The following is a 16,107-nucleotide window of genomic DNA, read 5'->3' as shown; positions in this document are numbered from 1 at the left end:
TATCCGGTCCGCAAGACAGCTGTCTTGCCGACCCGCCGATGGCATTCGCCCGGCGGGTTTTTTATCGCCCAAAGAAAAACGCCGCGGCCCGGAGGCGCGCGGCGTTGGGGTCGGGCACGGTGTGCCCGGTCCGGGTGCGTGGTGCGATCAGTGGGTCACGCGCGTCACGCCGCCCGAGGACAGCAGGCGCACGCGCTCGCCGGGTCGGAACGCCTCGTCGGCTTCCTGGGTGATGGCGCGCATCTCGCCGTTGTCGAGCTTCACCGTGATCTCCAGGCCGCGACGCTGCTGGATCTTGTTCTCCGCCGCGCTGCCGGCCAGGCCGCCGATCACTGCGCCCAGCAGGCCCGCCGCAATCGCGCCGTTGCCGCCGCCGATGGTGCTGCCCGCCGCGATGCCGCCGATGGCGCCACCGGCCAGCGTGCCCGCGCCGGTCTGCCCGCCCTGGATCAGCACCTCGCGTACGCCCTCCACCACGCCGTAGCGCACGGTCTGCTCACGCTGGGCCTGGCCCGAGGTGTAGACGCTGTTGGAGTTCGACCAGCTGGCGCAGCCCGAGACCAGGCTTGCCGCCACCAGGACGGCCACGCCGCCGGTGCGGACGATGTTCGGCACGATGTTTCTCATGATTGACTTCCTTCCCGTAAAGACCCGCGCTCCGCGATGTCGGCGGATGCCGGCCGGGCGCCGCCGCCTTGTGGGCACGGCGCCGGCAGCGTCCGGCTTACGCGTAGCGGTAACCGAATGCGGACTGGAACCGGTTGCCGATGTCCTCGCGCGAGAGCCAGTGGTTCTGCGGCCCCTGGCGGGCGATCTTGAGCGCGCCCATGAGCGAGGCGAGGCGGCCGGTGGTTTCCCAGTCCAACCCGTTTTCGATGCCGTAGAGCAGGCCGCCGCGGAAGGCGTCGCCGCAACCGGTGGGGTCGACGACCTGTTCGGCGGGCACGGCCGGAATGGCGTACTGCTGGCCATCGGCAAAGATGCTGGCGCCGCGCTCGCCGTGCGTCACGATGAACGCGCGAACCTTGGCGGCAACCTCGGCGCTGGTCCAGGCCGTGCGGGACAGCAGGACCTGCGCTTCGTAGTCATTGACCGTCACGTAGCTGGCGAGTTCAATGAACTGGCGCAGGTCTTCGCCGTTGAACAGGGGCATGGCCTGACCCAGATCAAAGATGAACGGAATGCCGGCTTCGGCGAACTGCTGCGCGTGGTGCAGCATGCCCTCGCGGCTGTCCGGCGCCACGATGCCCAGGGCGGGCTGGCGGCCGGCCGTCAGCGCATCCTGCACGCTGTTCAGCTGCGACTGGCTCATCGCGCCCGGGTGGAAGGCGGTGATCTGGTTGTTGTCGAGATCGGTCGTGATCATCGCCTGCGCGGTGAAGGTGCCCGGCAGCGTGCGGATGTGATCCGTGACGATGTCGAGTTTGCGCAGGTAGTCCAGGTACGGGCCGGCGTCCTCGCCCACGGTGCCCATCACCACTGGCTCGCCGCCGAGCATCTTGAGCGTGTAGGCGATGTTGCCGGCGCAGCCGCCAAACTCTCGCCGCATGCCCGGCACCAGGAACGACACGTTCAGCATGTGGATCTGGTCGGGCAGGATGTGTTCGCGGAAGCGCCCGTCGAACGTCATGATGGTGTCGTAGGCAACGGAGCCACAGATCAAGCTGGCCATTCTTCCTCGCAATCGAATACGGATGATACGGTTGAAAAAGACGCCGCCCGTGCGGAGACGGGCGGCGGTCGTACTTGTCAGATACCGGTGATGCCGAAGGCCTCCGGCAGCTTACTTCAACGCGGCCAGGGCGGCGTCGTAGTTCGGTTCTTGCTTGATCTCGGGCACGAGTTCGCTGTACTTCACAGCGTTGTTTTCGTCGAGCACGACCACGGCGCGTGCGGCCACGCCGGCCAGCGGGCCGGTCTTGATGTCCACGCCATAGGCGTTCTTGAACTCGGCGCCACGCATGGTCGAGAGCGGCACCACGTTGGCCAGGCCTTCGGCCGTGCAGAAGCGGCCCATGGCGAACGGCAGGTCGGCCGAGATGGTCAGCACCACGGTGTTGTCCAGCGTGCTGGCAGCTTCATTGAACTTGCGGGCGGATGCCTGGCACACCGGCGTATCCAGGCTCGGCACGATGTTCAGCACCTTGCGCTTGCCGGCGAAGTCGGCCAGCTTCACATCCTTCAGGTCCTTGCCCACGAGGGAAAAGTCGGGGGCCTTGTCGCCTGCCTGGGGAAACTTGCCGCCAACTTCGATGGCGTTGCCGCCGAGGGTCACATTGCTCATGGTCACTCCTGTACTGGGATGGGATGTTCGTCCGCGCTGCCCGGTGCGAACCGGCGGCGCGGCGGGGCGCTGGATATCAGGGGTAGAAGATCAGCACGCGGTAGTTGGCCGCCGTCTGGTCTGTCCGGAATCGTACCCGAACCGGCAGCTCGCTGCCCGCGCGCAGGCCCAGCGTTGCGAAGGCACGCTGCGCGGGCTCGAGGTATTCGGTCGGTTGCAGCACGCGGCGCAGCAGCAACTGGTCTTGCAGGTCGGTCATCACCAGTTCGATCGCGGGCAGCGCGGTAGTGGCGCGGCCCTGGTTACGCATGGTGACGGCGAGCTGGTAAACATCGGTCGCCTCGTCCTGTTTCTGAAGCTGGGAGCTGTCGATGCGCAGCGCTTCGAGGTCGCGCCAGGGCGGCACCTCGCAGCCAAGTGGCGCACAGGCGGCCTCGAGCAGCGGACGCAGCACCGGCACGCGGCCGGCCAGCTGGCTGCGGCCGAGGTAGGCGCCCTGCAGCAGCGCGCCGATGGCCAGCAGCACCACGGCGATGCGCACCCAGACGCGCTTGCTGACAGGCACGACCACCTTGGCGCGTGCCGGGCGCGCGCGTTCGCGGTCACGCGCGTGGCGCAGGAAATCGGGGGCGAAGACCGGGCCCGGCGATACCTCGCGGCGGATCCAGTGGCGCGTGGTGGATTCGCGTGCGATGGCATCGGGCGTGCCCTCGCGCGACGTATCGAGCGCATTGGCGCTGGCCGACGCGACATCGTCCTTCCCTTCACGCGCGAATTCCTCGGCCGGCGCCACGGTGGGATCGGCGGCACGCAGGTATTCGCTCGCGCTGCGTACCGGCTCGGTATGCGGGAAGGGGTTGGTCGGCGGCAGCGGCTCGGCCGCCTCCGGCGTGGGGCTGGGGGATGGACTCGAGGACGGCACCGGCGGCCACGCGGCCCTGGCGCTGTACGCGCCGGACGGCGGCGGGCTGGCCGACGCCGGGGCGAATGCCGCAGCGGGGTCGAGTGACGAGTGCGCCGGCACGGCCGGGGCGGGTGCCGCCGGGGCAGGGAGAGGTTCGCCAAAGGCCGAATGATCGAGGGTCGGCCAGGGTGCCGACGGCGCGACAGGCGCGGGCGCTGCGGCTTCCTCTATGGGCTCGGGCTCGGGTTCGGGTTCCGGCTCGGGCGCAACTTCCGCCACGGACGCCGGTTCCGGTTCTGGCACAACCACCGGTTCCGGCTCGACTTCGTTCTCATGTTCCGGCGCCAGACCCAGTTCCACCTCCGGCTGCGGCGCCGGTGGCGCCTCGGGTGCTGGCTCTTGCCGTACCGGCGGCTGCTCGGCCTCCGGCATCATCATGGTCGGCGAATCGAGCGCCGGCACGTCATAGCCGGGATCGAAGCCCGGATCGAACGGCGTTTCCTGCGCATGGGCACGCGCGTTGGCCTGGGCCTGCTCGGCATGGGCCAGCGCAGCGGCCACGCTCGGGCCGGCAGTCGTTGACACCGTCGTCGGCACCGGCGCAGGCGTCGGCGCGGCAGCCGAGGCGGCCGGTACCGGCACTTCAATCAGGTGTTCGCGCGCGTCGAAGACGGTATCGCACTGTCCGCAACGGACCAGGCCCTGGCGCAGGCGCAACTGGTCCGCCACAAGCCGGAACGCGGTGCGGCAGGCCGGACAACGCGTGACAAGCTTGGCGGCAGCCATGGTGTCGAATCAGGAAGGGTTGGCGGAGGAGCTGGCGGCGTCGGCGCGGGTGCCGTGCAGGCAGACCCAGCCTTCCTCGCTGCGCCAGACCGACATGGCCAGCCAGGGCGCATAGGCGGCGGCCACTTCGTCCGCCTGCCGTTCCAGCACGCCCGAGAGGATCAGCCGGCCGCCCGGGCGCACGCGCGCACTGAGCATGGCCGCCATCAGCTTGAGCGGATTGGAGAGGATATTGGCCACCACGAGGTTGTAGGTGGCGTCTGATACGGAATCCGGCAGCGCGAAAGTGGCCGCCACCTGGTTGCGTTCCGCGTTGTAGCGCGACGCCTCCACGGCATTCGGATCGATGTCGATGCCGAGCGTATCGCCCGCACCGAGTTTCTTGGCGACGATGGCCAGGATGCCCGAGCCGCAGCCGTAATCGAGCACGGTCTCGCCGGCCCGCACGTTCTGCTCGAGCCACTGCATGCACAGCCGCGTGGTCGGATGGCTGCCCGTGCCGAAGGCCAGGCCGGGGTCCAGCTCCAGCACCACGGCGTCCGGCTCCGGGGCGTCGTGCCACGACGGCACCACCCAGAGCCGTTCGCCGATGCGGATCGGCGCGAACTGCGACTGGGTCAGGCGCACCCAGTCCTGGTCTTCCACCGCGCGCAACGCGTAGTCCGGCACCGGATCGGCATTCAGCGCGTTGGCGGCCGCAGCCACCACGAGCGCCGGGTCGGTCTCGTCGTCGAACAGGGCCACCACGCGCGAGCGGTTCCAGGCCAGCCGCGTCGGCTCGAGCCCGGGCTCGCCGAACAGCGGCTGCTCATCGGGCGTGTCGGCATCGGCGTCTTCCACCGAGACCGACAGCGCGCCGAGGTCGAACAATGCGTCGGACCAGGCCTCGGCCTGCTCCTGCGCAATTTCGATCACACATTCCTGGAAAGCCACGTGATTCCTTGCTGCGACGATGCCGGCCGAGGCGGGGCCTCAGGCCTTCTCGCCCTTGGCCACGGCCTTCTGGGCCAGGCGGTGTTCAAGATAATGGATGCTGGTGCCGCCTTCGACGAAGTTGGCATCGAGCATCAGTTCGCGGTGCAGCGGCACATTGGTCAGGATGCCGTCCACCACCATCTCCGACAGCGCGATGCGCATGCGGGCGATGGCCTGGTCACGCGTGGCGCCGTACGTGATGATCTTGCCGATCATCGAATCGTAGTTAGGCGGCACGAAGTAGCCATCATACGCGTGCGAGTCCACCCGCACGCCGGGGCCGCCCGGCATGTGCCAGGCGGTGATGCGGCCCGGCGACGGCGTGAACTTGAACGGGTCCTCGGCGTTGATCCGGCACTCGAGGGCGTGGCCCTGGATCTGCACGTCCTTCTGGCGGAAGCGCAGCTTCTCGCCGTAGGCGATGCGGATCTGTTCCTGCACGATGTCGATGCCCGTGATCATCTCGGTGACCGGGTGCTCCACCTGCACGCGCGTGTTCATCTCGATGAAGTAGAACTCGTTGTTCTCGTACAGGAACTCGAACGTGCCGGCGCCCCGGTAGCCGATCTTCTTGCAGGCCTCGGCGCAGCGGTCGCCGATGCGCTCGATCAGGCGGCGCGGGATGTGCGGGGCCGGTGCTTCCTCGATCACCTTCTGGTGGCGGCGCTGCATCGAGCAGTCACGCTCGCCCAGCCAGATGGCTTGCCGGTGCTGGTCTGCCAGGATCTGGATTTCCACGTGGCGCGGATTCTCCAGGAACTTCTCCATGTAGACCTCGGGGTTGCCGAAGGCGCGGCCGGCTTCCTCGCGCGTCATGTTGACGGCGTTGATCAGCGCGGCCTCGGTGTGCACCACGCGCATGCCACGGCCACCACCGCCGCCAGCGGCCTTGATGATGACCGGATAGCCCACGCGGCGCGCGGTGGCCAGGATTTCCTTGGGGTCGTCGGGCAGGGCGCCTTCGGAGCCCGGCACGCACGGCACGCCGGACTTGATCATGGACTGCTTGGCGGACACCTTGTCGCCCATCAGGCGAATGCTGTCCGAGGTCGGGCCGATGAAGACGAAGCCGGACTTCTCCACGCGCTCGGCGAAGTCGGCGTTCTCCGACAGGAAGCCGTAGCCCGGGTGGATGGCCTGGGCGTCGGTGACCTCGGCGGCCGAGATGATGGCCGGCATGTTCAGGTACGACAGCGGGGACGGCGCCGGGCCGATACAGACGGCCTCGTCGGCCAGCTTGACGTACTTGGCTTCCTTGTCGGCTTCCGAGTACACCACCACGGTCTTGATACCCAGCTCGCGGCAGGCGCGCTGGATGCGAAGGGCGATTTCGCCCCGGTTCGCGATCAGAATTTTTTCAAACATGGTCTCTCTCTGCGAGAACGGGTGCCGGCCCGGCAAGTCGGGCCCCGGCGCGGGGCCGGTGTTGCAAAGCAGGGCGCCACGCGGCGGCCTGAAGCGTGCCAAGCATGGGGGAGCAGGGGCGATGCAGGCCCGCCCCGATCCCCGTGCCGGGGCCGATTGGGCGCGGGCGACGGGGGCGCGGCGGGCAGGCTCGCATCAGCCGATCACGAACAGCGGTTGGCCGTATTCGACGGCCTGGCCGTTCTCGACCAGGATTTCCTTGATCACGCCGGCCTTGTCGCACTCGATTTCGTTGAGCAGCTTCATGGCCTCGATGATGCAGACGGTCTGGCCTTCCTTGACGGTGTCGCCCACGTTCACGAACGGGGCGGCGCCCGGCGACGGTGCGCGGTAGAACGTGCCGACCATCGGCGAGGTGACGACGTGGCCCGACGGAACCTGGGCGGCTTCCGGTGCGGCGGCCGGCGCCATCGGGGCGACGGGGGCAGCGCCCGGCAGGGCCTGCATCTGGGGCATGGCCATCGGGGCGGCGATCACCTGGGGCGGCGCCTTGACGATGCGTACCTTGCCGTCACCTTCGGTGACTTCCAGTTCCGAGATGCCGGATTCGGCCACCAGGTCGATCAGCGTCTTCAGCTTGCGCAGGTCCATCTTCTTATCCTCCAGAATCGGGTTGTCCGGTCTCCTCCCGAGGGAAGGAAACGGCGGCGGTGAGTCATTGATTGGTCTGCCGCGCTGGCCGCGAGGCAGGGTCCGGGCATTCCTGATGCTGTGCCGACGCGCGGGCAGCCTTCAATCGCCCGGGGCCGCGGCCGTCTGCCCCAGCACGTATTCCAGCGCCAGCAGGTAACCCTGCCAGCCCAGGCCGCAGATCACGCCCACGGCCTGATCCGAGAAATACGAGTGATGACGGAACGGTTCGCGGCGATGCACGTTCGACAGATGTATCTCCACGAACGGGATCGCCACGGCGGCCAGGGCATCGCGCAGCGCCACGCTGGTGTGCGTATAGGCTGCCGGGTTGATGAGGATGAAGTCCACCCCCTCGCCGCGTGCTGCCTGGATACGATCCACCAGCGCCCCTTCATGGTTGGACTGGAACGTATCAAGATCCAGGCCAGCCGTGGCGGCGCGTTTTGCCAGCGCATCGTTGATGTCGGCGAGCGTCGTGTGCCCGTACGTCTGCGGTTCGCGCGTGCCCAGCATATTGAGGTTCGGTCCATGCAGGACCAGCACCTTCCGGTAGCGCGCGGCGCCGTTTTCGGCGGAAGTTGAAGACACGGTAGCTCGACCAGATCAACGAAATTGCGCGGAGATTACCGTAGCTTAGAGGGATTTGTCTAGCACGCGATACAAGGCCACGTGGCGTGGCCGGCGCATTTCAGAGTCTTCTCACGGAATTTGGTGTCCGCGCGCTCAGACTGGGGTGGTAGTCACCCCATTGAGCGGAGATCCCGGGCAGTTGGGCCGTGTTTCGGCCCAGAAGCCCGATTTCACGCGCCGGGCAGCACCTTGCGCAATTCCTCGGCGTGCACGCGGCCCATCTTGCGGTATTTCACCGAGCCGTCGGGGTTGATGACCACGGTATAGGGCAGGCCACCCTGCGCGTTGCCGAAACTGCGCGACAGCTCGGTGCCTGCGAACCCGGCCACGGCCAGTGGATAGGCCACCGGCACCTTCTTGAGGAACTGCTGGATATTGCTGGCCGAATCGATGCCGATGCCGACGAATTCGACGTTGCGCTGGGCATATTCGCCATGCAAGGCCGTCAACTCGGGCATTTCTTCCACGCACGGGCCGCACCAGGGCGCCCAGAAGTTCACCACCAGGGTCTTGCCGCGCAGCTTGGTCAGATCCAGTTCCACCCCGGCGGGGTCCGGCATCTTGGTCTGGAAGAAGGTCTCGACGGCCTGGTCGGCCACCGGCTTGGGAGATAACACGAAATGACCGACGATGGCGCCGCCAGCGGCGGCCACGATGGCAACGACGAGCCACAGGCCCAGGCGGGAGCGGCGAATGGGGGTGGAGCCGGGTGCGGAGGCGGTCATCTGGGGGCGCTATCTATATAGAGAGGGTTCGGAGGATCAGGGCGCGGGCGGTTCGGCCGGCTCGGGGGTGCTCAGGGCGCGCACGGCGGCCAGGTCGGCACGCGCGACGCGCCCGCTGGCATCCGCCCGCACGGCGCCGCGTTCGTCGATGGCATCGTACAGCGCAATATGAATGCCGACCGGCGCGCCAAGTTCCGCGCGGACCTCGCCGGCCAGCGCGCGGCATTCGCGCGCCGCCGGCCATTGGCCGCGCCACAGGAAGCTCAGCGTCTCCACGTCGCCCCGGCCGGCGAAGTGCCGGCCTTCGCTGGTGTCGAAGTCCACGCCGGCGTTGAGCAGGTGCAGCGCGACGTCCTTGGGACTGTCGCAGAAGCATTGCAGATAGACATCGGAATGCTCGGTGGCCGTGCCGTTGAGCACCGCGCCGACCAGATAAGGCCGGAAACTGGCCAGGTCTTCCATCGCCAGCACGGCCAGCCGGCGCAGCAGCGCAAGGATGCGCGGCTGGCTCTCGGCATGGAACAGTGCCTGGTACGCGCGGACTTCTTCCTCGATCATGTCGTTATCAGGCAGCCATTCGCCGGCAACGCGCATGTCGCCGAGCAGCTGCTTGGCGGCCTTGCGCTTGGCGGTGGCGTAGTCGGCGCCGTCCTCGGCGATCATGCGGGCCGCGGCCTGGGCGATTTCCTCGCGTACGCGGGTCGGGTCGGGGATGTTGCGTCTGGACATGCCGCGATGATACGCCGCTTGCCTGGTCGTGGTGCCGGGCTTGGTGCCGCGGCCGGGTGTCGCAGTCCGGGCGGAGGGCTCGGGTACAATCGACCGCTATCCCGCCCGGCGCCCCGGGCGCACGCCATTTCCCCCGACGCATCCCATGCATATTCACATCCTCGGCATCTGCGGTACTTTCATGGGCGGCCTTGCGGTCCTCGCCCGGCAGGCGGGTCACCGCGTGACCGGCTGCGACGCCAACGTCTACCCGCCCATGAGCACCCAGCTGGAAGCCCAGGGCATCGACCTGATCGAAGGCTTCGACCCGTCCCAGCTCTCGCTGGAGCCGGACCTGTTCGTGATCGGCAACGTGGTGTCGCGCGGCAATCCGCTGATGGAAGCCATCCTCGATCGCAATCTGCCGTACGTCTCCGGCCCGCAATGGCTGGGCGAGCACGTGCTCAACGGCAAATGGGTGCTGGCGGTGGCCGGTACGCATGGCAAGACGACCACCACGTCGATGCTGTCCTGGATCCTTGAGGACGCTGGCTACAACCCGGGCTTCCTGGTCGGCGGCGTGCCACAAAACTTCGGTATCTCCGCGCGACTGACACCATCGGACTTCTTCGTCATCGAAGCCGACGAATACGACACAGCCTTCTTCGACAAGCGCAGCAAGTTCGTCCACTATCGCCCGCGCACGGCCATCCTGAACAACCTCGAGTTCGATCACGCCGACATCTTCCCGGATCTTGCCGCCATCGAGACGCAATTCCATCACTTGGTGCGCACCGTGCCGGGTCAGGGCCGCATCCTCGTGAACGGCGTGGAGCCGGCGCTGGCGCGCGTGCTGGAGCGCGGCTGCTGGAGCGAGGTCGAGCAGTTCGGCGTGGGCGACTGGAAAGAGAGCGATGCGCAGGCGCCGGCCCCGGCGGGCAAGGATGCCTTCGATGTCTGGTTCGGCGATGCGGTGCAGGGCACGGTCGTCTGGGACCTGCAAGGCACCCACAACCGCATGAACGCGATTGCTGCCATCGCCGCCGCCCGCCATGTGGGCGTGACGCCGGCGCAGGCCATCGAGTCGCTGGGTCGCTTCGCCAACGTCAAGCGCCGCATGGAAGTGCGCGGCGTGGCCAACGGCATCACGGTCTATGACGACTTCGCGCACCATCCCACGGCCATCCAGACCACGCTCGACGGCCTGCGCCGCCGGGTGGGCAACGCCCGCATCCTGGCTGTGCTGGAGCCGCGCTCCAATACGATGAAGCTCGGCGTCATGGCCGCGCAACTGCCGGCCAGCCTGGAAGGCGCCGATCGGGTGTTCGGCTACGGTGCGCCGGCGGGCAAGGACGCGCTGGGCTGGAACCTCGGTGAGGCGCTGGCACCACTTGGCGACAAGGCCGCCGCCTATCAGGACCTCGGCGAGCTGGTCGCGGCCGTCACGGCAGCCGCCCGCCCCGGCGACCATGTGCTCGTGATGAGCAATGGTGGCTTCGGCGGCGTGCATCAGAAGCTGCTCGACGCGCTCGCAGCCTGATCAAGAATCGACAAGGGTCCGACGATGCTGCTGTATCTGCACGGCTTCCGCTCCTCGCCGCAATCGTTCAAGTCGCGGCTTGTGCAAGAGCGGATGCGCGCCTGGGGCGTGGAGAAATATTTCGCCTGCCCCACGCTCAATGTCTCGCCGGCCCAGGCCATCGCCCAGGCCGAGGCCGCCATTCGGGGCGCCCGCGCCGGCGGCGAGACGGACATCGCCATCATCGGTTCGTCGCTGGGCGGCTTCTATGCGCGCTGGCTGGCCGAGCGCCATGGCTGCCGTGCGGTGCTGCTCAATCCGGCGATCCATCCGTGGACCGACCTGGAGAAGTACCTGGGCGAGCAGCCGCTGTATCACGGCGGCGGGTCGGTCGTGGTGGAGCGTAGCCACCTTCAGGAATTGCTCGATTTGCGTGTCGAAAAGATCACAAAACCAGCGCGCTATTACCTGCTGGCGGCGACTGGCGACGAGGTGCTCGACTACCGCGAGATGGTCGAAGCCTGCCCGGGTGCCCACATCCGCATCATCGAAGGCAGCGACCACGGCATCAGCGAGTTCGAAGACTACGTGGACGACGTGCTCGCTTTCTGCGGCTACGGCCCCGGCGGCAAGCTGCCCGCCTCCCGCCCGGACCCGGCATGAGCGATTCGCTGTACCGGACGCCGCGCACCGGCGCGTGGCGGGCGCATTTGCCGTTCGATGCCGACATCCCCTTCAACCTGCGCCGCTGGGTGATTGGCGAGGGCTCGCTGACCGCCCGGCTGATGGCCGCCTCCGCGCAGTTCCGCGTCAAGCGGCTCGCCCAGTCGCTCCAACGGCCGTTTGCCGATGAATGGCGGACCATCGGCCTGATCCGGCCCGTGCCGGCCATCACGCGCGAAGTGCTGCTTATCTGCGACGATGTGCCGGCCATCTTCGCCCATACCATCGTCGATCCGCACCACGCGCCGCGCGACTGGCCGTTCCTGCGCGGCTTAGGTGAGCGCCCGCTCGGTGGGGCGCTGTTTATCGATCCGCGCGTGCGGCGCGAGCCGTTCCAGTTTGCGCGGCTGCGTCCGGAGCATCCGCTGCGGCAGGCCCTGGCCCGCGTGGTGCCGGCCATGCAGGATGTGCCGATGCTGCCCGCGCGGCGCTCGGTGTTCCGGCGCGGCGGCGGCACCATGCTGGTGACCGAGGTCTTCCTGCCAGACCTGCTGCGCCGGCCTGCGCCGGCGGCGGTGCGGTATCATCCGGAGTCCGACCGGCCACATCTGCCGGACCCATTGCCATATGGCGGCCCACGGCGCCCATCCATCACGGGCGGTCCGTCGACTCTGCCCGGGAACCCGCTCCCACGCTCACGCGGTGACGGCGCCCGGCATTTCTGAAAGTACCGATCCATGCAGTTGCTGTTTGAAGAAGGCGGCGAAATTCGCGCCGGCACCGTGCTCGCCCAGCAGGGCGAGGCCTACCAGGTGGAATTGCCAGCAGGCAAACGCACCAAGGTGAAGGCGCGCGACGTGCTGCTGCAGTTTGCCCAGCCGTCGGCAATCGAAATGGTGCGGCAGACCGGCGACCTGACCGCCGACATCGACCTCGACTTCCTCTGGGAATGCGCGCCGGCCGAGGAATTCGGCTTTGCCGAGCTGGCCGCCGAATACTACGGCGCCGATGCCGGCCCGGTGCAGCAGGCCGCGCTGGCCATGGCGCTGCATGGCAACCCGGTCTATTTCCGCCGCAAGGGCCGTGGCCGCTACCTGCGCGCCCCGGAAGACCAGCTGCAGGCCGCGCTGGCCGCCGTCGAACGCAAGAAGCAGCAGGCGCTGGTGCAGGCCGGCTATGAAGACCAGCTCAAGGCGCGGACGCTGCCGGACGCGTTCCGGGGCAAGGTGCTGCAACTGCTGTTCAAGCCGGACAAGAACAGCCTCGAATTCAAGGCGATGGACGCCGCCTGCACGGCGCTCGGCATGACGCCGATGCGGCTGATGGTGGCCGTGGGCGGCGTGTCCAGCCCGCGCGCGCTGCACGAGGCCAAGTTCCTCTCCGAATGCTTCCCGAAGGGCACCGGCTTCCCGGACGTGGACGTGCCGGAGCCGGGCGGCGACCTGCCGCTGGCCGACGTGCAGGCGTTCTCGATCGACGATGTGACGACGACCGAGATCGACGACGCGCTGTCCGTCACCGAACTCGACGGCGGCAAGCTGCGCGTGGGTATCCACATTGCTGCGCCGGCGCTGGGCATCAAGCGTGGCGATGCGCTCGACGCCATCGCGCGGCATCGTCTGTCCACGGTGTACTTCCCGGGCGACAAGATCACCATGCTGCCGGACCCCATCGTGGAGCGCTACACGCTCCAGGAAGGGCGCACCTGCCCGGCGCTGTCGCTCTATGTGACGGTGGACCCGAACACACCGGACGGCATCGCCATCACCGCCAGCGAAACCCGCGCCGAGCGGGTGCCGATTGCCGCCAACCTGCGCCACAACCTGCTCGAGGACGTGGTGACCGAGGCCGCGCTGGCCAACGGCACCGGCGACTACCCGTTCCGCTCCGCGCTGACGCACCTGTTCCACCTGGCCAACCACCTGCATGACGAGCGCCAGCGCGCGCGCCTCGCCAGCGGGCTGCGGCCGGAGTCGCACAACCGGGCTGACTACAACTTCTATATCGATCAACTCGAAGGCGGCGCCGAGCGCGTGCGCATCGAGCAGCGCCGCCGGGGCTCCCCGCTGGACAAGATCGTGGCCGAGCTGATGATCCTGGCCAACAGCACGTGGGGCAAGCTCCTGGCCGACCACGGCGTGCCGGGCATCTATCGCACCCAGAAGGCGTGGGGCATGCACCGTACGCGGATGCAGACCTACCCGGCGCCGCATGAGGGGTTGGGCGTGGCGCAGTACGCGTGGAGCACCTCGCCGCTGCGCCGTTACGTCGATCTGGTGAACCAGTGGCAGATCCTGGCGGTGGCGCAGCATGGCGTCACGGCCAAGCTGGTGGCGCCGTTCAAGCCCAAGGATGCCGACCTGCTGGCCGCTGTGGCGGACTTCGAAGGCACCTATGCGGCCTATGCCGAGCACCAGTCGACGATGGAACGCTACTGGTGCCTGCGCTGGCTGGCCCAGGAAGGCCGCGAGAAGCTGATGGCGACCGTGCTCAAGGAAGGCGCGGTGCGCTTTACCGAGATTCCGCTGGTCACGCGCGTGGCGGAACTGGCGCAGGCGGCCCGGGGCACCCAGGTGCTGCTCGAGATTGCCTCGACGGACGAGATTTCGCTGGAAGTGTCGTGCCGCGTGCTTGAGGTCTTCGCCGGGGAAGGCGAAGTCCCCGAGGAAGAGCTGGAGAGCGACGAGGAGGCGGCGGAAGTGTCGGCCGAGGCCGCTGCCGAGGCGGCGGCCGAAGATGCGGCGGAAGCGGCTGCCGAGGGTGGCTCGGAAGGGGCGCCGGAAGGCCAGGAAACCCCGGCCGGGGAGGGCGCCGAGCCCGCCTCGGACGACGAGGCGTCGGCGCCACGCGACACCGGGGCCAGCCCGACGGCCTGACCCCTTCGGAAAAGCAATCCGCTCCCTTACAATCGAAGTCTGATCCGGCCAACCCCGCCTGCGGTGGGGTGGCCGCCCTTCGTATTCACTGTCTGCATTTTCCGGACGCTCCCGCCCACCGCCATCGTGAACGCCGTTCTTGTTGCTCCCCGCCATCCCCTGCAGTGGTGGCATTCCAGCGGCACGCTGGCCAAGGCGCTGGCCGTGTCGGTGGCCATTCACGCGCTGATCCTGATGGTGCGGATTGCCGCGCCCGAAGTCTTCGAGATCAAGCGGTCCGATCCGCAGCTCGACGTGGTGCTGGTCAACTCCAAGTCCGCCGAACGCCCCCGCAACCCGACCGTGCTGGCCCAGGCCAACCTGGACGGCGGCGGCGACCACGACGCCCAGCGTGCCACCACGCCGCTGCCGGCGCAGACCGAGTCCATGGATGGCGACCTGATGCGGCTGACGCAGCGCCGCATCGAGCAACTGGAAGAAGACCAGCGCCGGCTGATGACGCAATCGCGCGAAGCCGCGCCGAGCGTGCGCAGCCAGCCCGTGAAGCCGGGCGAACAGCGGCAGCCGGCCCCCACGCGTGGCCAGGACGACCGCACCGCCGTGACCGAGATGGCACGGCTGGAGGCCGAGATCGGCCGGAACCTGGAGCAGTACGCCAAGCGGCCCAAGCGCATGCAGCTGACCGCGACCAGCGCGCAGGGCGTGGACTACGCCCAGTATTACGACCGCCTGCGCCGCAAGATCGAGACGCGCGGCACGAGCGACTTCCCCCAGCGCAATGGCAAGCCGCTGTACGGCCAGCTGATCCTGGTGATCAACGTCAACCGGCTCGGCAAGCTCGGCTATAACCGCGACGGCTACAACGTCGAGTCCATTGACGTGGCCAAGAGTTCGGGCGACCCCGCGCTGGACCGCCAGGCCGTGGCCATCGTGCGCGCCGCCGCGCCGTTCGGCGCCTTTACCCCGGAAATGCAACAGCGCCAGGACATCCTGGAAGTCATTTCCACGTTCAAGTTCACGCGGAGCGGGCTCGACGTCCGCCTGCAACCCCGTTGATGACCACAGACCTGACTTCCCAGCCGAACCCGCCCGTGCAGCAAGACCGCTACGTGGTGGTGGGCAACCCCGTTTCGCACAGCCGCTCGCCGGCCATCCACGCCGCCTTCGCGCGCCAGACCGGCGAAGCCGTGCAGTACGACCGCCTCGAAGCACCGCTCGGCGCCTTTGCCGACACGGTGCGCCGCTTCCTGGCCGAAGGTGGCCACGGCTTCAACGTGACCACCCCGTTCAAGCTGGAAGCGTACGACCTGGCCGACCGCCTGACCCCGCGCGCCGAAGCCGCGGGCGCGGTCAATACGATGTGGATCGAGGACGGCCTGATCCATGGCGACAACACCGACGGCGTGGGCCTGGTCCGCGACATCCAGGACAACCTGGATGTGCTGCTGGAAGACAAGCGCATCCTGCTGCTCGGCGCCGGTGGCGCGGCCATGGGAGCGATGCTGCCGCTGATCGAGTGCCGTCCGGCGCGGATCGTGGTGGCCAATCGCACCGCTTCCAAGGCGAGCGATATGCTCGAGGAATTCGTCGAAGCGGCCGACCAGTACAACGTGGAACTGTGGGGCGGTGGGCTGGACGCGCTGTCCGCCCTGAGCGAGGAAGAGCGCTGCGACGTGGTGATCAACGCCTCGTCGAGCAGCCTCCAGGGCGAAGTGCCGCCCGTGCCTGACTACCTGCTGGGCGAGGGCGTGCTGGCCTACGACATGATGTACGGCGCCCGTCCGACCGTGTTCCTGGCCTACGCCGCCCAATGGGGCGCGCGCACCAGCGACGGCCTGGGCATGCTCGTGGAGCAGGCCGCCGAGGCGTTCTACAACTGGCGCGGCGTGCGGCCCAACACTGTCCCCGTTCTCGCGGAATTGCGAGCCGGGCTCCAGGCCGAAGCCGCCCGCTGAGGCCACCCGGCTTGGCGCGCCAGC

Annotated in this window: 15 protein-coding genes and 1 pseudogene; 6 read left to right on the top strand and 10 right to left on the bottom strand. The window is 68.2% G+C overall.

The features are described 5' to 3' along the window. Nucleotides 1-147: 147 nt before the first annotated feature. The 10 genes from AC1EJR_RS15795 to AC1EJR_RS15750 all read right to left on the bottom strand — a co-directional run bounded on the left by AC1EJR_RS15795 (nucleotide 148) and on the right by AC1EJR_RS15750 (nucleotide 9,091). A complete protein-coding gene (locus tag AC1EJR_RS15795) occupies nucleotides 148-627 on the bottom strand; it encodes an outer membrane lipoprotein (protein ID WP_369823518.1) in 480 nt (159 codons plus the stop codon). 97 nt (nucleotides 628-724) lie between these two features. After that, nucleotides 725-1,672 (bottom strand): carbohydrate kinase family protein, encoded by a 948-nt coding sequence (locus tag AC1EJR_RS15790; protein WP_092298678.1) that lies wholly within the window; start codon nucleotides 1,670-1,672, stop codon nucleotides 725-727. Nucleotides 1,673-1,783: 111 nt separating this feature from the next. After that, entirely contained in the window at nucleotides 1,784-2,284 is a 501-nt protein-coding gene (tpx, locus tag AC1EJR_RS15785) for a thiol peroxidase (protein WP_092298681.1), read from the bottom strand. A gap of 76 nt (nucleotides 2,285-2,360) precedes the next feature. Next, nucleotides 2,361-3,974: a DUF3426 domain-containing protein gene (locus AC1EJR_RS15780; RefSeq protein WP_477113384.1), complete on the bottom strand. Its 1,614-nt coding sequence runs from the start codon at nucleotides 3,972-3,974 to the stop codon at nucleotides 2,361-2,363. Nucleotides 3,975-3,983: 9 nt separating this feature from the next. Beyond that, nucleotides 3,984-4,907 (bottom strand): 50S ribosomal protein L11 methyltransferase, encoded by a 924-nt coding sequence (gene prmA / locus AC1EJR_RS15775; RefSeq protein ID WP_477113383.1) that lies wholly within the window; start codon nucleotides 4,905-4,907, stop codon nucleotides 3,984-3,986. 39 nt (nucleotides 4,908-4,946) lie between these two features. Then, nucleotides 4,947-6,314 carry an acetyl-CoA carboxylase biotin carboxylase subunit gene (accC, locus tag AC1EJR_RS15770; protein ID WP_092298690.1) on the bottom strand — a complete coding sequence of 456 codons (1,368 nt, stop codon included), beginning with the start codon at nucleotides 6,312-6,314 and terminating at the stop codon, nucleotides 4,947-4,949. 195 nt (nucleotides 6,315-6,509) lie between these two features. Further along, nucleotides 6,510-6,965 (bottom strand): acetyl-CoA carboxylase biotin carboxyl carrier protein, encoded by a 456-nt coding sequence (gene accB, locus AC1EJR_RS15765; protein ID WP_092298693.1) that lies wholly within the window; start codon nucleotides 6,963-6,965, stop codon nucleotides 6,510-6,512. A gap of 141 nt (nucleotides 6,966-7,106) precedes the next feature. Next, a complete protein-coding gene (aroQ, locus tag AC1EJR_RS15760; protein WP_177219981.1) occupies nucleotides 7,107-7,595 on the bottom strand; it encodes a type II 3-dehydroquinate dehydratase in 489 nt (162 codons plus the stop codon). 212 nt (nucleotides 7,596-7,807) lie between these two features. Continuing rightward, nucleotides 7,808-8,362 carry a TlpA family protein disulfide reductase gene (locus AC1EJR_RS15755; RefSeq protein WP_092298696.1) on the bottom strand — a complete coding sequence of 185 codons (555 nt, stop codon included), beginning with the start codon at nucleotides 8,360-8,362 and terminating at the stop codon, nucleotides 7,808-7,810. 36 nt (nucleotides 8,363-8,398) lie between these two features. Further along, a complete protein-coding gene (locus AC1EJR_RS15750; protein ID WP_477113382.1) occupies nucleotides 8,399-9,091 on the bottom strand; it encodes a UDP-N-acetylmuramate--alanine ligase in 693 nt (230 codons plus the stop codon). A 145-nt stretch (nucleotides 9,092-9,236) separates the two neighbouring features. Here AC1EJR_RS15750 and mpl point away from each other — a divergent pair, with 145 nt between their 5' ends. From mpl to aroE, 6 genes and pseudogenes are all read left to right on the top strand, one after another. Further along, nucleotides 9,237-10,610, top strand: a complete 1,374-nt coding sequence (gene mpl, locus AC1EJR_RS15745; protein WP_477106044.1) for a UDP-N-acetylmuramate:L-alanyl-gamma-D-glutamyl-meso-diaminopimelate ligase — start codon at nucleotides 9,237-9,239, stop codon at nucleotides 10,608-10,610. 24 nt (nucleotides 10,611-10,634) lie between these two features. Continuing rightward, complete coding sequence (locus tag AC1EJR_RS15740; RefSeq protein ID WP_092298705.1) at nucleotides 10,635-11,252, top strand: YqiA/YcfP family alpha/beta fold hydrolase; 618 nt, start codon at nucleotides 10,635-10,637, stop codon at nucleotides 11,250-11,252. Then, nucleotides 11,249-11,821 (top strand): annotated as a pseudogene (locus AC1EJR_RS15735) (chorismate--pyruvate lyase family protein); the annotation flags it as partial. The gene AC1EJR_RS15740 and the pseudogene AC1EJR_RS15735, both read left to right, overlap by 4 nt. A 168-nt stretch (nucleotides 11,822-11,989) precedes the next feature. Continuing rightward, nucleotides 11,990-14,128 (top strand): ribonuclease catalytic domain-containing protein, encoded by a 2,139-nt coding sequence (locus AC1EJR_RS15730; protein ID WP_092298711.1) that lies wholly within the window; start codon nucleotides 11,990-11,992, stop codon nucleotides 14,126-14,128. A gap of 126 nt (nucleotides 14,129-14,254) precedes the next feature. Next, nucleotides 14,255-15,184 carry an energy transducer TonB family protein gene (locus AC1EJR_RS15725; RefSeq protein WP_477113381.1) on the top strand — a complete coding sequence of 310 codons (930 nt, stop codon included), beginning with the start codon at nucleotides 14,255-14,257 and terminating at the stop codon, nucleotides 15,182-15,184. Continuing rightward, a complete protein-coding gene (gene aroE / locus AC1EJR_RS15720; RefSeq protein WP_092298714.1) occupies nucleotides 15,184-16,083 on the top strand; it encodes a shikimate dehydrogenase in 900 nt (299 codons plus the stop codon). Before AC1EJR_RS15725 ends, aroE begins: the two co-directional genes overlap by 1 nt. Nucleotides 16,084-16,107: the final 24 nt, after the last annotated feature.

Source organism: Cupriavidus sp. 05T42 (assembly GCF_056396345.1).
The sequence above is the reverse complement of the archived record's forward strand: the minus strand, read 5'-3'. Positions and strand labels throughout refer to the sequence as shown.